This is a genomic window from Methanobacterium sp. CWC-01 (assembly GCF_030323845.1).
GTDB classification, from domain to species: domain Archaea; phylum Methanobacteriota; class Methanobacteria; order Methanobacteriales; family Methanobacteriaceae; genus Methanobacterium; species Methanobacterium aridiramus.
Genome location: NZ_CP040735.1, coordinates 1,748,783 through 1,765,061, shown reverse-complemented (window position 1 = coordinate 1,765,061; position 16,279 = coordinate 1,748,783). Strand labels below are relative to the sequence as shown.

At 45.3% G+C, this 16,279-nt stretch carries 16 protein-coding genes; 13 read left to right on the top strand and 3 right to left on the bottom strand.

The genetic code is table 11. The annotated features are described in order from the left end of the window. Positions 1–24: 24 nt before the first annotated feature. A complete protein-coding gene (locus FGU46_RS09660; protein ID WP_286474608.1) occupies positions 25–639 on the bottom strand; it encodes a class I SAM-dependent methyltransferase in 615 nt (204 codons plus the stop codon). 118 nt (positions 640–757) lie between these two features. Between FGU46_RS09660 and FGU46_RS09655 the strand changes: the two genes are divergently transcribed. Then, positions 758–1,213: a hypothetical protein gene (locus FGU46_RS09655; RefSeq protein WP_286474605.1), complete on the top strand. Its 456-nt coding sequence runs from the start codon at positions 758–760 to the stop codon at positions 1,211–1,213. Between the two features lie 3 nt (positions 1,214–1,216). Further along, complete coding sequence (locus FGU46_RS09650) at positions 1,217–1,690, top strand: metal-dependent hydrolase (RefSeq protein WP_286474602.1); 474 nt, start codon at positions 1,217–1,219, stop codon at positions 1,688–1,690. Between the two features lie 481 nt (positions 1,691–2,171). On the opposite strand, the gene FGU46_RS09645 is transcribed toward FGU46_RS09650, so the two are convergent. Both FGU46_RS09645 and FGU46_RS09640 read right to left on the bottom strand, forming a co-directional pair. Next, entirely contained in the window at positions 2,172–2,663 is a 492-nt protein-coding gene (locus tag FGU46_RS09645) for a hypothetical protein (RefSeq protein ID WP_286474601.1), read from the bottom strand. 17 nt (positions 2,664–2,680) lie between these two features. After that, positions 2,681–3,304: an energy-coupling factor ABC transporter permease gene (locus tag FGU46_RS09640; RefSeq protein WP_286474599.1), complete on the bottom strand. Its 624-nt coding sequence runs from the start codon at positions 3,302–3,304 to the stop codon at positions 2,681–2,683. A gap of 365 nt (positions 3,305–3,669) precedes the next feature. On the opposite strand from FGU46_RS09640, the gene FGU46_RS09635 reads away from it, so the two are divergent. The 11 genes from FGU46_RS09635 (at position 3,670) to FGU46_RS09585 (ending at position 15,902) form a co-directional block, all read left to right on the top strand. Beyond that, positions 3,670–6,351: an FmdE family protein gene (locus FGU46_RS09635; protein ID WP_286474598.1), complete on the top strand. Its 2,682-nt coding sequence runs from the start codon at positions 3,670–3,672 to the stop codon at positions 6,349–6,351. 56 nt (positions 6,352–6,407) lie between these two features. Continuing rightward, on the top strand, positions 6,408–6,815 hold the full coding sequence (locus FGU46_RS09630; protein WP_286474596.1) for a hypothetical protein: 408 nt from the start codon (positions 6,408–6,410) through the stop codon (positions 6,813–6,815). A 46-nt stretch (positions 6,816–6,861) separates the two neighbouring features. Continuing rightward, positions 6,862–7,668, top strand: coding sequence for a nicotianamine synthase family protein (locus FGU46_RS09625; RefSeq protein WP_286474594.1), 807 nt, complete (start codon positions 6,862–6,864; stop codon positions 7,666–7,668). Positions 7,669–7,829: 161 nt separating this feature from the next. Continuing rightward, positions 7,830–8,468 carry a DUF2162 family putative transporter gene (locus FGU46_RS09620; RefSeq protein ID WP_286474591.1) on the top strand — a complete coding sequence of 213 codons (639 nt, stop codon included), beginning with the start codon at positions 7,830–7,832 and terminating at the stop codon, positions 8,466–8,468. 40 nt (positions 8,469–8,508) lie between these two features. Then, positions 8,509–9,180: a MotA/TolQ/ExbB proton channel family protein gene (locus tag FGU46_RS09615; RefSeq protein WP_286474589.1), complete on the top strand. Its 672-nt coding sequence runs from the start codon at positions 8,509–8,511 to the stop codon at positions 9,178–9,180. Beyond that, positions 9,149–9,481: a DUF2149 domain-containing protein gene (locus tag FGU46_RS09610; protein WP_286474586.1), complete on the top strand. Its 333-nt coding sequence runs from the start codon at positions 9,149–9,151 to the stop codon at positions 9,479–9,481. The genes FGU46_RS09615 and FGU46_RS09610 overlap by 32 nt, the downstream gene beginning before the upstream one ends. A gap of 299 nt (positions 9,482–9,780) precedes the next feature. Further along, entirely contained in the window at positions 9,781–10,191 is a 411-nt protein-coding gene (locus FGU46_RS09605; protein ID WP_286474581.1) for an HVO_A0114 family putative DNA-binding protein, read from the top strand. Between the two features lie 662 nt (positions 10,192–10,853). Then, a complete protein-coding gene (locus FGU46_RS09600; protein WP_286474579.1) occupies positions 10,854–13,433 on the top strand; it encodes a DUF1616 domain-containing protein in 2,580 nt (859 codons plus the stop codon). Positions 13,434–13,563: 130 nt separating this feature from the next. After that, the gene (locus FGU46_RS09595; protein ID WP_286474577.1) at positions 13,564–14,097 is read left to right on the top strand and encodes a hypothetical protein; all 534 of its coding nucleotides are present in this window, start codon (positions 13,564–13,566) and stop codon (positions 14,095–14,097) included. Positions 14,098–14,364: 267 nt separating this feature from the next. Further along, positions 14,365–14,853 (top strand): hypothetical protein, encoded by a 489-nt coding sequence (locus tag FGU46_RS09590; RefSeq protein ID WP_286474576.1) that lies wholly within the window; start codon positions 14,365–14,367, stop codon positions 14,851–14,853. Positions 14,854–14,984: 131 nt separating this feature from the next. Beyond that, positions 14,985–15,902: a hypothetical protein gene (locus FGU46_RS09585; protein WP_286474574.1), complete on the top strand. Its 918-nt coding sequence runs from the start codon at positions 14,985–14,987 to the stop codon at positions 15,900–15,902. The last annotated feature ends 377 nt before the right edge of the window (positions 15,903–16,279 follow it).

Below are 16,279 nucleotides of genomic sequence, written 5' to 3'. Positions count from 1 at the left end.
GCTCTAAACCGAAGTTAATCCTACTTACCTTTGGAATACTACCAGATAATGAGATTTAACTCCACCTTCCAGGTCTTCCCCCACCTCGGTATCCAGCTGGACCATCTTAAAGCCGTGCCTGGTGAACATCTCCTGCAGTTCTTCCGGACTCCGCTTGTACTTCAGGGGAGGGCCATAACCGGTGTCCATCTTTTTGTAGTCCATCACCGCTACTCTACCACCAGGTTTTATGATCCTTTTAAGCTCCGATATGGCTTCGTCGGTGTTTTCTTGGGCTACGAAATGGTGGAAAACATTGATCAAAAGGCACACATCCACCATGTCATCTGTTAGGGGGATATCTCCGGCTATATCCCCCTGGATGGGTATGATGTTGGTTATCCCCTTGGCTTTTACATGGTTTTCCAGGTCCTCAATGGAAGGCTCGAAACTATCCAGGGCATAGATGACGGCATCATCATCCAGCAACTCATGGGCCAGGAGGGCCACATGCCCATCACCACAACCGGCATCCATGAACACTTCATCTCCCTTGAGGTTTAGCCTTGAAAGTACCTCAAGAGCGTCTATAAAAGATTCCGATGATCGGCCCCGGATGCGGTGGCCATTAGAGGGAACTGATCCAGTCTTATCTGACATTTTTCTTACTCCTAAAGTAATCGTTTATTCTGTCGATATGGTATATTTTAATCATTTGCACCGAATAAAAGAATAGCATCCGCAGCAGACTTTAAACTTTTCAAAGGCCAAGATAGCCATGAACCTCACAACCAGAATACTCATCGGAATACTAATCCTAACCCTAATAGTAACCCTGTGCACCTACTACGCCTCTGAGTATGAGAACCACCTGGAGCATCCCAGCTACCGGGCCATCTTAAGTGACTATCCCCAGGGTGAGGTGGTCCGGGTCTACGGCACCGTGGTTAGAAACTATCCGGGTGGATATGAGATCCAGCAGATCTACCAGGACCAGCTGGTGAGTGTGCAGATCGTTACCGGGTCTCCGGTGGCTCTGGGGGATAGGGTGGACCTGTTGGGGGTGCTGGGGCCGGATAATACGGTGAGTAATATCCAGAAGATCTACGTCAACCAGATGTGGAAGTACTACTTCCTGATCCTGCGTTCCTTCCTGGTTTTACTCTTTCTGATCTTCATCTTCCACCGCTACTGGTCCTTCGATTCTAAAAGATTCGTGTTCAGGAGGCGCTAGAGTATGCCGGACTGGGTGGTGCACGTGGCCGTGGCCTGGACCCTGTGCCGGTTGTTGAGGTTCAAGTACCCCCAGTTTGACACATCCAATACGATCCTGGTGATGGTGGGGGCGTTGATGCCGGATGTGGTTAAGGTGGTGATGTTGTTCAACCTCTTGGGCCATGACTGGTGGAACTACATCTACGCATTGCACCAGCCCCTGGGTTCCTTCCTGGTGGCGGGTTTGGCCTCGTTATTTTTCGAAAACGAGAAAAAGACTTTTCTGTTTTTCGGTCTGGGAATCTTAACCCACTTTGCACTGGATCTGCTCCTCTTGCAAGTGAGTGGGGGTATCTACCTGCTGTATCCCTTGAGCTGGATGGCCTTCCACCTGGATGTGGTGGCCAACGATGACTACCTGATCACCCTGGTGGCGTTGATTACGGCCCTGGTGGTTTATATGGTGGGTCGGTGGCTTGAGGGGAAGGATACTTGAGTTGATTATATTCTAAGGGTACCAGCAGCTGGTGATGATTATTAAATAGCCCATTTTTTTAGGGGGATCATCGGTCTAAGACAAATCAGGTCCCCATTCCCGGTTCAGTAATAAAAATTTGAATATATTTAAGAAAAAAGTAATACTAAATTAGAAAAAAGTATTTATAGGGGTAGTTACAAGTTCTAGATGTCAACCACGTGACATAAATCCCCGTAGGGAAACTCCTCCAGGAGTCGATCCCCACTATCTAAGTACAGGGCATCTAAAAGATAATTAAAGTTACAGCTCAAACTTGTGCCTCTAGAAAGGTGCCCTGTCTACTGGTTATCCATTAACCCTCCTTTCTGGAAGTAGGGCTCAACGCCATTTTAAAACCCTACTTCCAGGTTAGGCCCATGTTGATTTCTGTAAAATAGGGAAAATGTCTCTTTCTTTTAAAATAGTATGTTTAAAAAAAAATTTATAAAAAAATAGTTTTTTAGCTTAGTTTTCTTTTCATGAGGTAAGCTCCCAGACCCAGTCCAGTTAAGGCCCCCATGAGAATGCCCATGAGGAAGGGGGTTAAAAAACCGTAGCTGGTTTCGGTGCTGGTGGAGTTCAAACGATTCAGGCCCTTCCGGATGGTCTCTGAATCCGGGTTACATATGATGATCCGGTCTGAAACCTCGGGATGGCAAGCCAGAAACTGGTTAACGGTTTCCAGGTAGGCTACGGCTAATACTTTTTTTTGAGGATTGGTGAGCAGGTGTTCCAGTTCGTGCTGCACATCCTCAGTGGATTGGAAGCTGTACACGGTCACGTTCATACCCATAGCATCAACCACCCCTTTAGCAGTTGATCCTGTGGAGTTATCGGCGATGACAATTGAAGTGGCCGAATCCGGGGTGACATGTATTCCATGTGCACTGACCGGGGCCATCAACCCCAGTATAACCAGCAAGAGCAGGGTGGTGGATTTATTCTTCATCATGTTCTTTTTCTCTCCGTCTAGATTTTATGCAGGGTTAACAGTTCGGGTTTGACTTTGCCCAGGAAAGAGATGATCAGCACGTTGGCCAGTCCTTCCAGGATGGCTACCAACAGATAGAAGGGTACCATGGTGGCCAGGAGCACATCCAGGGTGGCGATTCTGGCCAGATACAGCATGAGGACCTGGACCAGGGTGGCCATCATTATGCCCAGGAAGGTTCCGGTGAAAATGCTAAACCGCAAGTTCAGGTCCCGGGTTATCCGGTAGAAGAGGTAGGTGGACAGACTGATGACAACTCCCATGGCCAGGGTGTTGGCACCCAGGGTGGTTAGTCCTCCCATTCCCATTAAGAAGTACTGGATGACCAGGCACAGGAGGGCCACTATGATACCACTCAGGGGGCCTAATAGAATGGCCACCAGGGGTATCAGGAAGAAGTGAATGGGAACTCCCAGGGGTGAGGGTATGGAGATGGAGGAGGTGGCCACCGTGGCCGCGGCGAAGATGGAGGTGTACACCACATTTTTTTCCCGGTGTTCTATCCGGGAAAGTTTGAACAGGTACAGGGCTATGAAGATAAGGGTGATGATCCAGTAGATAAGGGCGTGGGAGAGTGGTATTAATCCGTCTGGTAAATGCAAGATAATGACCTCTTTTATTAGTATTTAAGTTCTTAAGTAGCCATAATTTATTCTATATTCTTCAACTAGTCATAACCGGCTTCTTCAACTATCCATACCGGCCAGGTTATTACTCCGGGTTGTGGGGTAGGTTTCCAATCTAACTAGAAATCGAGTTTTCCAGATATAACCTTTACTATTTTATCCCCAAAGAGTATTACTCAATTGTGGGGAATCCCGGCCCAGGGTATTAATTTTCCAGTTAGTATTACGCGACGGCCTGGATACCACCTCCCCTGTAATAACACAAATGTTATATATAGTATTACTACACAGTGGGGTTCGACTTCTAAAAAGTCACAAAAATTTAAAGGAGGTGAAAAAGGATGAAAAAACAAGGAATAATACTAGTTCTAGTCGCGGTGATGGCGGTCCTGCTCTGTGGAGCAGTATCCGCCGCGGATTCATCTACCACAGAGGTGGATGTACTAGGTGAAGGTAATGCTTCTGAACCAGCTGTGGATCCCACCCTGTGGGTAACGGTTAACTACGAATACCCGGATGATGTTATTAATCCCGGCATTGAGATCAAAGACTCTAACAATGCCAGTATGGACTTTGATAAGGTAGCATATTCCAACACCCTCTACAAGTTGAACTTCACCTATCCTGGCGTTACCAACGGTATGCTCTTTAAGGTGACCGTCAGCGCCCCCGGCTACACCACCCAGTCTCAGAACGTGGCGGTTAATCAGGCCGGCTCTGATCCAGAGTTTTATGGAAACGCAGCCTTTAACATGAAGGCCACCAGCAACTACCAGCTGGGCCGGGAAGTCACCAAGAAGGCAGACCAAATCTTGAACTTCGCCACCGCCGACGATGTGCTGTGCATCACCACGGCGGGATTGGCTTACCGGAATGGTACCACCACCGAAGATTGTTTAGAAGGGATATTGAATGGATCCCATGGTGAGATCAGCTATGGGCAGGGTAACCTGTTAACCTTCCAATCCATACGAACCGACCCGGTGGATTTTGCCTTCATAACCAGACGAGGAAGTGTGTTAACGTCAGTGTTCTTTAAGAACGGTTCACTGACCCCCGCTTATCAGGGCACCTTCTCGGCCATCGACCAGACCCTGTGGGATAAGACCATCAAACCCACCTTTGGTGATAAGGCCTTCGGCTATGTGAGTCTGGCCAATGCCTGGAAGGAAGGATTATCCACCGACATACTCCGACAGGCCGCCTACCATGGGCACGTGTGTCTGGGAACCATCAGTGGACAGGCCATGGTAAGTCTGCTTTTGAAATACTACCCACCAGGGGTGTATGGCAATACCGGAGAACTGGAAGCCACCAGCTACCGGGCCATCGGTGTCCCCGGAAACTCAGATGACGATGCCTACGTCTATTCACTGGATTTAACCACCGGGAAACGTTCCTACGTGGGATACTCCACCGCTGAGGACAACATGGTGGGCTTCATCCGCTGGAGTGACACCAGTAAGCAGGGCACCCTCATCATCATGAGGTTCAACGAAGACGCCGTGCTCCAGTTGTACAAAAAGGAAACCGGCCTAGCCGCCTATACCGGTATCGCCGGGGAGCTGCGCTTCAACTCCTGGTTAATAGACAAACTGGAAAACGACCCCGACTCTTTAGTGGAGATACTGTACGTATTCGACAATATAACCGCAGAGGTGCACAACAACCTCACCGGAGGAGTGGAATCCAAGGTAGTGGTTACCGATGCCCGGGGACTGGACATGGATTACATACTGGGCCTGGGACTTCCTAACGTTGCCAGCCAGAGAGTGGCCACCAACTACGAATCTGGAAACCTAACCGCGGACCAGATCAAACAGATCGGAATAGACGCCGCCAACCTGGCCATTGCCCTGTTTGCAGCCGAGGGTGTTAATCTGGAGAAGGATGACCCTATCCTCACCGTCTTCACCACGGCTGGTTACGTACGGGTCCAGGGACAGGTAATGGACATGACCATGGATGGAATATATGAAATCCTGGGATCCCGACTCTCCAGAGCCACTCTACTACCAGTGCACAATGCCCGCTACAATCCCCTGTACTTCCAGTTCAGCTACGAAAATCCCAACGGAACCGTGACCAGTAAAACCATCTACTACGATCCAGAAACCGGAGCATTAACTAGTAAAAATCAATCGGCCTGTATCATAGACCAGGTGATACTCTACGATCCACCCTATGATGCACTGATGGCCTGGTTATGGCACAACCACGTCTGTGGAGGCAGCTCACCAGGATACCTGATTACCAACTACATCTACCAGAACTTCCCCCTCGGAGAAGACGAAAGTTACGCCTTAATCGGTAATTCCATCAGCTGCCGAGACGACATCTACTCCTATCTATTGGGGATTTCCCCCGGAGCAGGAACCTACTTCAGCCAGAGAATGACCAGTGCTACCACCGGCAGCGATATCCTAATCTTGAGTGTCTACGACAGCAAAACCAACACCAGAAGAGTAACCATCATAAACTGGAAAAACCCCACCTTCCAGGGGACTTACAACTCTTATGAAGAATACATAAAGTTGTACTGGGGTGACTATTCCTCACCCAACCTGAAATCTGCACCAGTAATTTCCATAACTGCAGATACCTGGGTAACCGAGGAAGAGTGGGCTAAGATCATAGCCGGTGGAGATGGATCACTTAACGCCCTGGAATACATTAAGGGCCTACCAGTACGTACCCAGCAGGACCTATTAAAAATCCAGGGAGGTTCCCAGACAGGTGGTTCAAGCAACCAGGGAACTGAATCCAACGGATCTGCTAATGGATCTTCTGATGGATCCGGTAGCCTCTCCAGTGGATCAGTAGGTGATTCTGGAGTAGCAGTCAGTGCTGCTATCACCGTAGGCGAAGCCGGTGAAACGGGAAAAGCCTACGAGGTAACCCAACCCGGCTCTGACGCTTCTGGTGACTCACCCTGGGGCACCGCTGCTGCGGTGGGAGTAATGGCTGTTCTAGCATTAGGTGCCTTTGGATTCCTCTTCAAAAGCGGATTCCTGGGAAGATAAAACAATTTCCCCCTTTTTTCTTTTTTTAAGGATATAAAAATTGAGGCGTATAGAACATGAACAGAAAAATAATCATTCTAATACTGGCCCTAGTATCGGTTCTAATCTCTGCCGGTGGGGTAAGTGCCCATCCGGGGCATGGTGAACCTATAGAGGTTCCATCCGAACCAGCAGAACCAACTGAACCAGACACGGGAACCACTGACACCTCCACCTCGGACACCACTACCTCCAGTACTACCACCTCGACGGGTAGCGGATCTACCGGGACAGCTTCAGCTCCCACTGAGACCGCTACATCCTCCAGTGCTGATACTGGAACTGAGAATTCTGGTGAAGTGGACATATATCCTGGAGATTCTGAAGATATCAATTCCTCCTGGCCCATGGCGGCCCTGTTTGGTGTGGCTGCAGTTCTAGGTGCGGTGGGCGTGTACTACAGGGGGGACCGGTTCGGTCTTTAAATAAAATTTTTGCCTAGTGGGTTATCCCCCTTGGGTGATGAATACAATGCAATGGATAAAGGAGGCCCTGAATAAGATGAGTAAACTACACCTGGAAAAGATATTGGAACTGGCCCAGTCGCTGCAGGACTACTCCGCCGAAAAAATTACAGATACGCCCCTAGAAGAGCTTCTACCATTTCTCCAGATCCTGGAAGAGACAGCCCGGGATGAAAAGATGGATGCTGAACCAGCTGTTTCTAAGAAGAGCCCCGGCGCATCACCGGTTATCCGTGATTTTCACCGTCAATTAACAGTTAAGATGGAAATGGAGCAGGCCCAGAAGATCCTTGCTGCCAGCAAACCCTGGCCCTGGTTACGAAACTATTACTTCTACAAAGACTACCACAGTCTCATAACCAGGGAGCAGGAAATGGCCGGATTCGCCCCCTATGAGCGCCTGGCCTATATAGGGGGAGGTGCCCTGCCCCTGTCGTTGATACTCTACCAGCAGCTTTTTGGGATCCGGGGAGTTAGTATCGAGAAGGACCCGGAACTGGCGGCCATATCCCGGAAGGTTCTGCAAAAGTTGGATCTTAGTTCCCATATCCATGTCATCCCGGGGGATGAAACCCTCCTGGCGGAGATTGAATTTGAGGGCTTCATAGTGGATGCTCAGGCCCAGCCTAGAAAGCGGGTCTTCACCCACCTGCACGCCTCTGCCCCGGCCGAGGCCAAAATAGTCTGCCGCGCCTACGCGGGCCTTCTAAACTCGCAGTTAAGCCCGGAGGATGTCTCCGGCTTCCAAGCCATGGACCAGTGCCTCTTCTCGGGGAAGGTTAATCTAAGCTCGGTTCTGGTGCGGAAGGTGTGAGCTGGGAAAGTTTTGTTGGTTATTACCGGTTTTAAAATAATCCGGATGAATAGTATTAAATTTCTATAAGGTATTACAAAATCCTTTATTTTCACCCCAGAAGTAATAATACAAATTAAATAGAAAGTATTATAAAGTGACTGGTTGAAATTGTGTATTACATGACGGAATTACTGTGGATGCTCCCGGTGCTACTGATATTGGGAGTCCAAATCGGCCTGATGATGGGATTCACCGGCCTGTCCCGGAAAAAAGCCGCAGCAGTGATCCTGGGCCTGGGAGGCGGATTACTCCCAGTAACCTACCTGGCCAGTGGTGTGGTAGACCAACTTTCGGGATTCATCCAGGATTACAGCTCGGCTCTGGGGATCATCCTGGCCACCATCCTCCTGTACACCGGATTCCGCACCCTGAGGGACAGGAAAACCAGCACCACCAGCCTGTGCAGTGTGGCGGCCATCCTCCTGGCCTCACCCCTCCTGGTGACATCGGCCCTGGTGATGGGTGGGTACGGGGTCCTGTTTCTCATGGTGGTCCTGACCACCTGTTACCTCGGCAGCTCCCGCCTGAACCAGCACCCCCCGGTTCTGCTGGGTAACTTCACGTTGGTGGCTGGTTTCTACTTTCTAGCCTCGGCCCTGGTAATTCCCAATATCAACACCCTTTCCAGCCAGCAAATGAGTCCCCTGGTCATCCCTGATTTCTGGATGTTGGTATATGCCCTCTTAACCCTGGTCATACTGTTGGCAGCCGGATTTTACTTAACCCGTCGTTATAGTCCCCTGTTGAGGGTGAATTGAAATTTCTAGATGTGAATGATTCTTATTAGGTGATACTATTATGGTAGCGATTCCAGGCAGTGAAATGTTAGGTTCGGCTCTGCACGTCATAGCCCAGAGCCTATTGATACCGGTGATTGTGGGCCTCTTGGCCTTTATGTTCTACGCCATTGTAAGCTTGGGGGGACTGATCTCCGAATACACCGGCCGCATAAGAGTCCCCACCGACCAGATCGAGGAAATAATCAGTGCAATCTCCAACCCCGGTACTCCCGAAAAAATAGTGGAAGTCATGGAAAACAACCAGAACCTTCCCCCCCGTTACCGGGAGATCATCACCAGGATCGCCAGCCACCCGGAACTGGGCCGCAAATCCCGGGAGGCCCTGGCCCGGAAACTAATCGAAGAGGAAGAAGCCCGGGCCGCTAAGAGCCTGGAGAAAACGGATATGGTCACCCGTCTGGGCCCCACCCTGGGGTTGATGGGGACGTTGATACCCATGGGGCCGGGTCTGGCTGCCCTGGGATCCGGGGATATTGGCTCCCTGGCCCAGGCCATCATCATCGCCTTCGACACCACGGTGGTGGGACTGGCCGCCGGTGGGGTGGCCTACTTCATATCCAAAATCCGGAGAAGATGGTACGAGGAGTACCTGTCCAACCTGGATGCCCTCTGCGAATCAGTACTGGAGGTGATGGATCATGGTCAGACGCAGACGCCCTATGCTTTCTAGAGAGGAGGAGGATCCCATGGCTGGATCGGCCAACCTGGTGGATGCCATGCTGGTCCTGTCGGTGGGCTTTCTCATCTTCCTGGTCATGTCCTGGAACATGCAAAACGTGATCTTCGCCGACATGACCCCTGAGGAACGGCAAGAGACCATGAAGGCCATGAAACAGGTGGCCGAAGTGGAGATGGGTAAACAATTGAATGATACTCCCCAGACGGAGTCCGGATCCGGGGAGGGCTTCGTGGAGAAGGGAACGGTTTATCAGGACCCCACCACCGGGAAGCTGATCATGGTGGAGGGATGACTAGTAGTAATAAAAAATAGAAGATTTTAACCACCCCGGTAATAATACGAATCAAATAGAAAGTATTATATAGGGAGGAGGACCCCAAATAAAATCTGGACGAGGAAAAACATACCCAACTTCTTCCTTTGCCATCATTGTTCCCCCTTCCCATCCCCTGGGGAAACAGTGGATAAAAAAAAGAGGAACATAGCACACCTCTTCCATTTCTTACGGAGCATCCAGGTGTTGCTCCGTGAGAAATCTGATTCTGGAATAATACTTGACTTGATCTTGAAACCCATTATAGGAGTATTTATATGAGGCTGAGACTGGTCCGCCACCTGACCACCAGCGAAGTTCTCCATAACCTGGAGAAGCGCTACGGCTCCCTGGATGATCTTAAAAACCGCCTAAGGAAGGACCCCGAAAACTTCCTGTACCAGATGGACCTGGAAACCTGGCAACAACACCTCAAACATCCCCCCCGAGTGGTGGAGGAAAAAGAAACCATCCACCTCCAGGACCTCCAACTTTGGGACCTGAAACTACTGCAGATCATCAAAAAAGAAAACCCCCACTCCATAGGTGAACTATCCACATTAGTGGGCCAGGACACTGAAAGCCAGGTACACCGATTAGCAAAGGAAGGCCTACTAAAACTAGTAGCAGGACCAGAAGGTACCCAAAAACCAGTGGTAGCTTTCAACATAATAGAGATAGAAATTTAAAACCACTAAGGAATCCGGTACTCCCCTACGGATTCATTATATGGGGGGGGGAAGTTAAATTTATTTTTTTTAATTCGTTGAATTGGAGTTAAATATGTCTCATATACTTCCTAAATCACCTAAGTAAACCAAATAGTTCTATTATAATACTAAAAGATTATAGTAACTAATAGTTTAATTATATCATCCTAAAAAAATATTAATCTAAAATCTCCTATCGATAACGTCCAAATACATGCATAAGTGCAGATAAATCGTCAAATTAAGCCGAAAATCTCTGTTTCGTGAAAACCAGTAAACTGTCTCTTTTTAAACAATTTTAGAATTAATTCATCTAGTCCAATTGGTTCATAGGTTCCAAGTATCTTTAGGGCATTCTTCCTTCGTCATCGCTTTCTTCCAATTTAAACGACTTCCTCGAGAACTGCTGGTTTTTATCAATTCAATATTAGCCCTGACCGGGTCTAATCCATAGTGAACTCGTATTAAAATTGAGGATAGCAGCTTCCGGCCAGATCGCAGGAGACCACCTCCGATGCTACCGGTACTATTGTTGATAGGGTGAGTTTTACCTTTTCCTTTTAAGAAACTCTCTGAGTAAAGATATACTTACTGTCTTTTGCCCTCTAATCTTATATATCATATAAAGCCTAAAATTGTTTATGGATTTATCTCAGAAGGACCTACTGTTAGTACTGGTTCTATGTCTGGTGGGGTTGGCTTTTATCTGGGTACCCCTCCAGGGTGGTATTCCTCTATTCCTGTTATCATACCTTTTACTGTTGGTACTGCCTGGTTATACTTTGATTTTGTTTTTAAAACCAGGTATGAGTTTACCGTCCCGGCTGATTTGTGGTTTTTTTCTGAGTCTGGCACTTCTGGTTGGTATTTTCTTTATCATAATTTTACTGGAACTGTACATTATTATAGATTACCTACCCAGTTTCCTTCTGGTTTTCAGCATTTTAGTGGCTTCGGCCCATTATCTCCGCAGTAGATCCGTACCAGAAAAGGATAAGGGACAGCTCACCCTCTACGAGTCCATTGAACGGGCCCAGCGGGTGCGAAACATTGTTAATGAGGATAATAAGGTCCCTGAGGAGCCACTTGAATTGGAACCCGCTGAAAAGGAGCCTGCCATCACTGAAGTCTACCAAAAGTTGGACTATATTTCTCCAAAAGAAGTGGAAGATCATCCACCAGAACCTGCCCGAGAAGCCCCGAAGATGGTCCGGGAGGATGTGAAGCCCCTCCGAGATGAGCATCTCCAGAATGGTTTTGAGGATAAAAAGCCTAAACCCGAGGTTTCCCATCCCCTATGGAGGCAAGATGTACCAGCGGAGGAGGGTTTCTGCTGCTGGGATTTGTTCGTGGTGATACTGTTAACGGCCCTGACACTAGCCTTCCTTAATATGGATTTGTTCATTAACCCACTACACACTTCCCTCTTAGCTTATCTTTCCATGCTCTTCCTGTTTGGATACGTTTTGGTTGTTGTTATCTATCCTGTTCCTAAGAGGATAAGGATTGGTAGTCGGTTGGTAGCCAGTATAATCATTGGTATTTTAATATTCGCTGCGACCTTCCTGTTATATACATTAAACTTGTTAAGTTTCATCCCAGCACCATTTTTCTATGCAATTGCGATTTTAATAGTCTTGGTAGTATTTGTGGCCATATTCAGACGCAAAACCGCTGTGAAGGAGTTGGAAAAAGAAGAAGAACCTCCTTATGAAGACATCCTCATCGATCATGACCAGGAAGCTATAAAGGCCCGGGAAGAAGCAGAAGCATTACCAGAGGAAGAACCAGTTATCATCCCGGAACACGTCATCCTCCAGGAAGAAGAACCAGATGAAGACATAGAAACCATCATACCCGAAATAGTCGCCCTAAAACAGGTGTTAGAAGAAGATGAAGTGCTCAGCCAGGACCAAACCCCGCACCGGGAGGAGGAAGTAAATCCGCCCCTCAAAGATGAAGATGTGGAAGCCATCATACCTGAAATTGTTGATCTTAAACACGTTTTACAGGAAGATGAAAATCTTCCCATGGAAGAACCACTTGCCGAGGATGAGGTGGAAGTCATCATCCCAGAACACACAGCTTCTCAAGCAGAAGAAGAAATATCCCAAAAGAAGGAATCCACCCTAAAAACCGATAAAACAGAATCCAAAATCATGCCAGAAGAACCATATGAACCCGAAAAACAATCAATAACTCCAGAAACAAAAGCTGAGACACTAGAAGTGACTAAGGAAGCACCTATGAAATCTGAAGAAACTCCCCAGAACCTAGAAACCCCGTCTGAAGAAAAACCGGGCATGGTATTCCCCTGGATTGAAAGACAAAAAGAAAAGTCCTCTCCCCACGTCTATGAAGATAAGCCCCATCCCATCATCCCTAAGAGGATTAGAAGCACCCGACCCACAGATCTCATCCTAGTGGTGATCTTAACACTTTTAACGGCATCCTTCGTACTTATCCCTACACTAAATGAGACTCCTATCAAATATGTTTTGGGGACCCTATTAGTGATTTTCGTATCTGGCTATTCATTAATTGCTGTTATTTTTCCCCACAGAGATGATCTGGATAATATTGAAAGGGTGGCTTTATCTTTTGGTCTATCCATTGCTATAACTCCCCTAATTGCTTTAACGCTTTACTATACACCTTGGGGTATAAACTTGGATCCTATTTTAATCTCTTTGACAGGATTCACCCTATCCTTGTGCCTAATTGCCTTCATAAGAAGACATCGTCTATCAAATAATGAAAAATTTGGATTAACATTTGGACAATTCTTTCAAGAGGGGCCAAGGAAAAATAGGATCCTGAAGTTTATCCTCATCCTCGTCATTTTACTGGCCATTAGTTTGGTGGCATTCTTAGTAATGCAATCTATAGATAATAATAAATTCACCGAATTCTACTTGTTAGGGCCTGATGGCAAGGCCAGTAATTACCCCACCAACCTTACATTGGAACAGAACGCCACTGTGATAGTGGGAGTTGTTAATCGTGAGTCTGCTACCACTAGTTATAAGTTAATAATCCGGGTAAATGATACAATCATTAAAATGCAAGATTTTACTCTCCAGGATAAGGAGGAAAAGAAAATCACCGTTAACTTTATTGACAACATGACGGGACGGAAAAAAATGGATTTTTTGCTTTTCAAAGCTCCGGATTATAATAATTTCTATCGCGACCTTCAATTGTGGTATCAAGTGTCCTAATGATTCTATTTCAGACCTTAATGAATATTGGTGGCAAATTCTTCTATAGAGATCTTGTATCGAATTAGTATGATAAATTTATACTCCACAGAATTTAAATAATCTAAATTAGAATATTACGAGGATTAATATGGAAAAATTCGAAAAACTGGTATTATGCTTATTGATAATTGTAATTAGTCTGTTTAATGTTTTTGCGGTTGATAATACTACGCTTAATAACACTAATGATAGCACTGATTTAAAAGATAGTTCTAAAAATGCAGCAGTTAAACCTATGTCAATCATAATTTGGAGTTTTTCCGCATCTCCAAATTCGGTGAATTTAGGAACATTATATCCTGATAACAGTGAAAATAGTTTTCCCAGTGTGACAACTATTTCAATTACTGCTTGGGGTTCTACAGATCTATATGTCAGAGCCAGTGGAAATCTAATTAGCACTACAAATTCTGCTAATAATATTGCATTAAGCAATTTACAGTATGATGGCTTTAAGAATAGTGGTTTAACTAAACGTTCATTTACGACTAGCGATGTTTTAGTTAAGTCATGGAATGGCTTTTTTATAAGTGATACCGTTCCTGTAAATTATTATTTACGTGTTCCTAGTGGTACAGAACCAGGAACTTACACAGTGACTATTTATTATACTGCAGTTTGATTGAAAATATTAATAGCAATTTTATTCTAAAAAATCTTTTAAATAGCTCGTTCTACATATTTTTAGACGTTATTTTTCCGTTGAAAGTTTAAAGCTCGATTTTAAATACGCTGAACCCCAAACAGATTTGATCATATAATTACAATATTGCTCACAGAAAACAATTATGTCTTGATAGAAACATTTATATGTCATTAAATACAATTCTGTATTAACCAATATTGCTCACAGCGAACAATATTATCATGTTAAACAGGAGTAAAAAATATGATAAGTAAAAAACTTGGAATGATGGCAGTAGCATTTATGATCTTATTTGCTACAACTCCAGCATTCGCCGCTACAACTGCCAGCCAAAGTGTAAGTGTAACCGTTGCACCAACTATTGCTATTACAGTCGATAGCAACGCTCTAACATACAATATAGATGCCAATGGCCTTGGATCTACTCAAAATTTCAATGTAAGGTCACTTTCTAATGTTAAAACGGATATGGCTATTACTGCATCAGCACTAAGCACACCAGCAGGTTCAGATCCATTAGGATTAAGCGACTTTACTTGGGTTGCAACCGGAGGTAATTCTGGTTCTTTATCCACAGGTAGTCAAACATTAATTTCTAATGTGGCTAAAGCTCCAAAAAACGGTTTTACCGCAGTTCCAGTGGCTTTAACCATAACTGCCCCAGTTGGAACAGACCCGGGAGCATATAGCACCACCATCACTTACACTATAACTCAACACACTGGACCATAACCTCAATCGAAACTCAAATTAATTTTTTTTAATTTTTTTTCAATTCTTTTTCGCGTCTTTTTTTAAATAAGGTTATATAGATCATCTTGCATACATTCCTCATCTTTTAATATCCTAAATGGTGTAACACAATGTTCCATAGAATATTTAGAAATATTAGCGTTTTAATTATTATCCTCAGTTTAATTGTGTGTTTTTCAGGAGCAAGTTTTGCTGCAGGACTTTTAGCATCACCCGGCGGATTTAAAATCTCTATGGAAGCTCCACAAACATATCAAAGTAGTTTGGTTGTGGAAAACATTGGAAACGAACAGCTTGAAGTTAAGATTGAACCTAAAAGGATACAAAAGGATAACATTCATATATTGTTCTCTGATGAAGGAATTGCTGCTTGGATAACTGTAGACCCGGCTAATTTCACATTATCCCCTGGAGAAAAAAAGAATGTCAAATTCACTGTTAGAATTCCTACCAATATTAATTACTATGACGCAGCGGGGGCCTTATTAATTTCTGGCTACCCTCAAAAAACCGAACAGAACGTACAAAACAATGGTCAAGCAAATTTACAAGTTCAACAAGTGCCACAAATTGCAGTCCCCATAGATGTTGGCCTTCCCGGTACAATCATAGAATCTTTAGTTTTAGAAAAAAAGGATGTTCCCAACATTCTTTTAACTTTCATACCCGGCTCTTTCAGCTACTTGCTAAAGAATAACGGGACTGTTTATGCTAACATAACCGGAAATGTGCAACTAGATGGCTGGTTCACAGATGACAATTTAAAAATGGAAGGAGAAGTGTATCCTGGGGACCAATATTATCTAATGACCGACTGGACCCCTGGATTGGAAGATTTTGGAGTATACCAAGCCAAAACTACTATTAAATATGGAAGATTCGACCAAAATCAAACATTACAAACGAATAACACCCTAATTGTAATTCCAGTATGGCTCATTTTCATAATTTTAATTATCTTAGTGTGGTGGGGCATCCGAAAAAAAGGAGTCAAATCTCCTCTAAAAATAAAAATCGAACGAAAATAAAACCTATTAAATATTAGAGCCAGATATTAAAGATCATAATTTCTTTTGTCAACATTCTCCACATCTAGGAAGAATGTATAAAATTTTTTGATAAAAAAAATAGGAAAAAATGGGAATCTCCCCAGTTGGATGCCAATCTTTGGGTTATTCGCGTCGTGGTAGTACCATTTCCGCCATTAAACATTTACCATGAGCTAATAACCTTGGCTACTTATTTAGATCATGAATTCCTTGTGCTTTAACAAGTTTAGAATCGTATCTATACAGTTCAGACCTGGCATTCTATCCAAGCCTGGATAGTACTAATGAAAGTCAAAAAATAGAGCCGAAGAAACGGGGCCGCTGGAGATACAAGTGGTATGCTGTTAATATACCCC

Excerpts from the sequence above, each read along its gene's own strand:
- FGU46_RS09660 (WP_286474608.1), bottom strand. The coding sequence starts at position 639 with ATGTCAGATAAGACTGGATCAGTTCCCTCTAATGGCCACCGCATCCGG.
- FGU46_RS09655 (WP_286474605.1), top strand. The coding sequence starts at position 758 with ATGAACCTCACAACCAGAATACTCATCGGAATACTAATCCTAACCCTA.
- FGU46_RS09650 (WP_286474602.1), top strand. The coding sequence starts at position 1,217 with ATGCCGGACTGGGTGGTGCACGTGGCCGTGGCCTGGACCCTGTGCCGG.
- FGU46_RS09645 (WP_286474601.1), bottom strand. The coding sequence starts at position 2,663 with ATGATGAAGAATAAATCCACCACCCTGCTCTTGCTGGTTATACTGGGG.
- FGU46_RS09635 (WP_286474598.1), top strand. The coding sequence starts at position 3,670 with ATGAAAAAACAAGGAATAATACTAGTTCTAGTCGCGGTGATGGCGGTC.
- FGU46_RS09630 (WP_286474596.1), top strand. The coding sequence starts at position 6,408 with ATGAACAGAAAAATAATCATTCTAATACTGGCCCTAGTATCGGTTCTA.
- FGU46_RS09625 (WP_286474594.1), top strand. The coding sequence starts at position 6,862 with ATGCAATGGATAAAGGAGGCCCTGAATAAGATGAGTAAACTACACCTG.
- FGU46_RS09620 (WP_286474591.1), top strand. The coding sequence starts at position 7,830 with ATGACGGAATTACTGTGGATGCTCCCGGTGCTACTGATATTGGGAGTC.
- FGU46_RS09615 (WP_286474589.1), top strand. The coding sequence starts at position 8,509 with ATGGTAGCGATTCCAGGCAGTGAAATGTTAGGTTCGGCTCTGCACGTC.
- FGU46_RS09610 (WP_286474586.1), top strand. The coding sequence starts at position 9,149 with ATGGTCAGACGCAGACGCCCTATGCTTTCTAGAGAGGAGGAGGATCCC.
- FGU46_RS09605 (WP_286474581.1), top strand. The coding sequence starts at position 9,781 with ATGAGGCTGAGACTGGTCCGCCACCTGACCACCAGCGAAGTTCTCCAT.
- FGU46_RS09600 (WP_286474579.1), top strand. The coding sequence starts at position 10,854 with ATGGATTTATCTCAGAAGGACCTACTGTTAGTACTGGTTCTATGTCTG.
- FGU46_RS09595 (WP_286474577.1), top strand. The coding sequence starts at position 13,564 with ATGGAAAAATTCGAAAAACTGGTATTATGCTTATTGATAATTGTAATT.
- FGU46_RS09590 (WP_286474576.1), top strand. The coding sequence starts at position 14,365 with ATGATAAGTAAAAAACTTGGAATGATGGCAGTAGCATTTATGATCTTA.
- FGU46_RS09585 (WP_286474574.1), top strand. The coding sequence starts at position 14,985 with ATGTTCCATAGAATATTTAGAAATATTAGCGTTTTAATTATTATCCTC.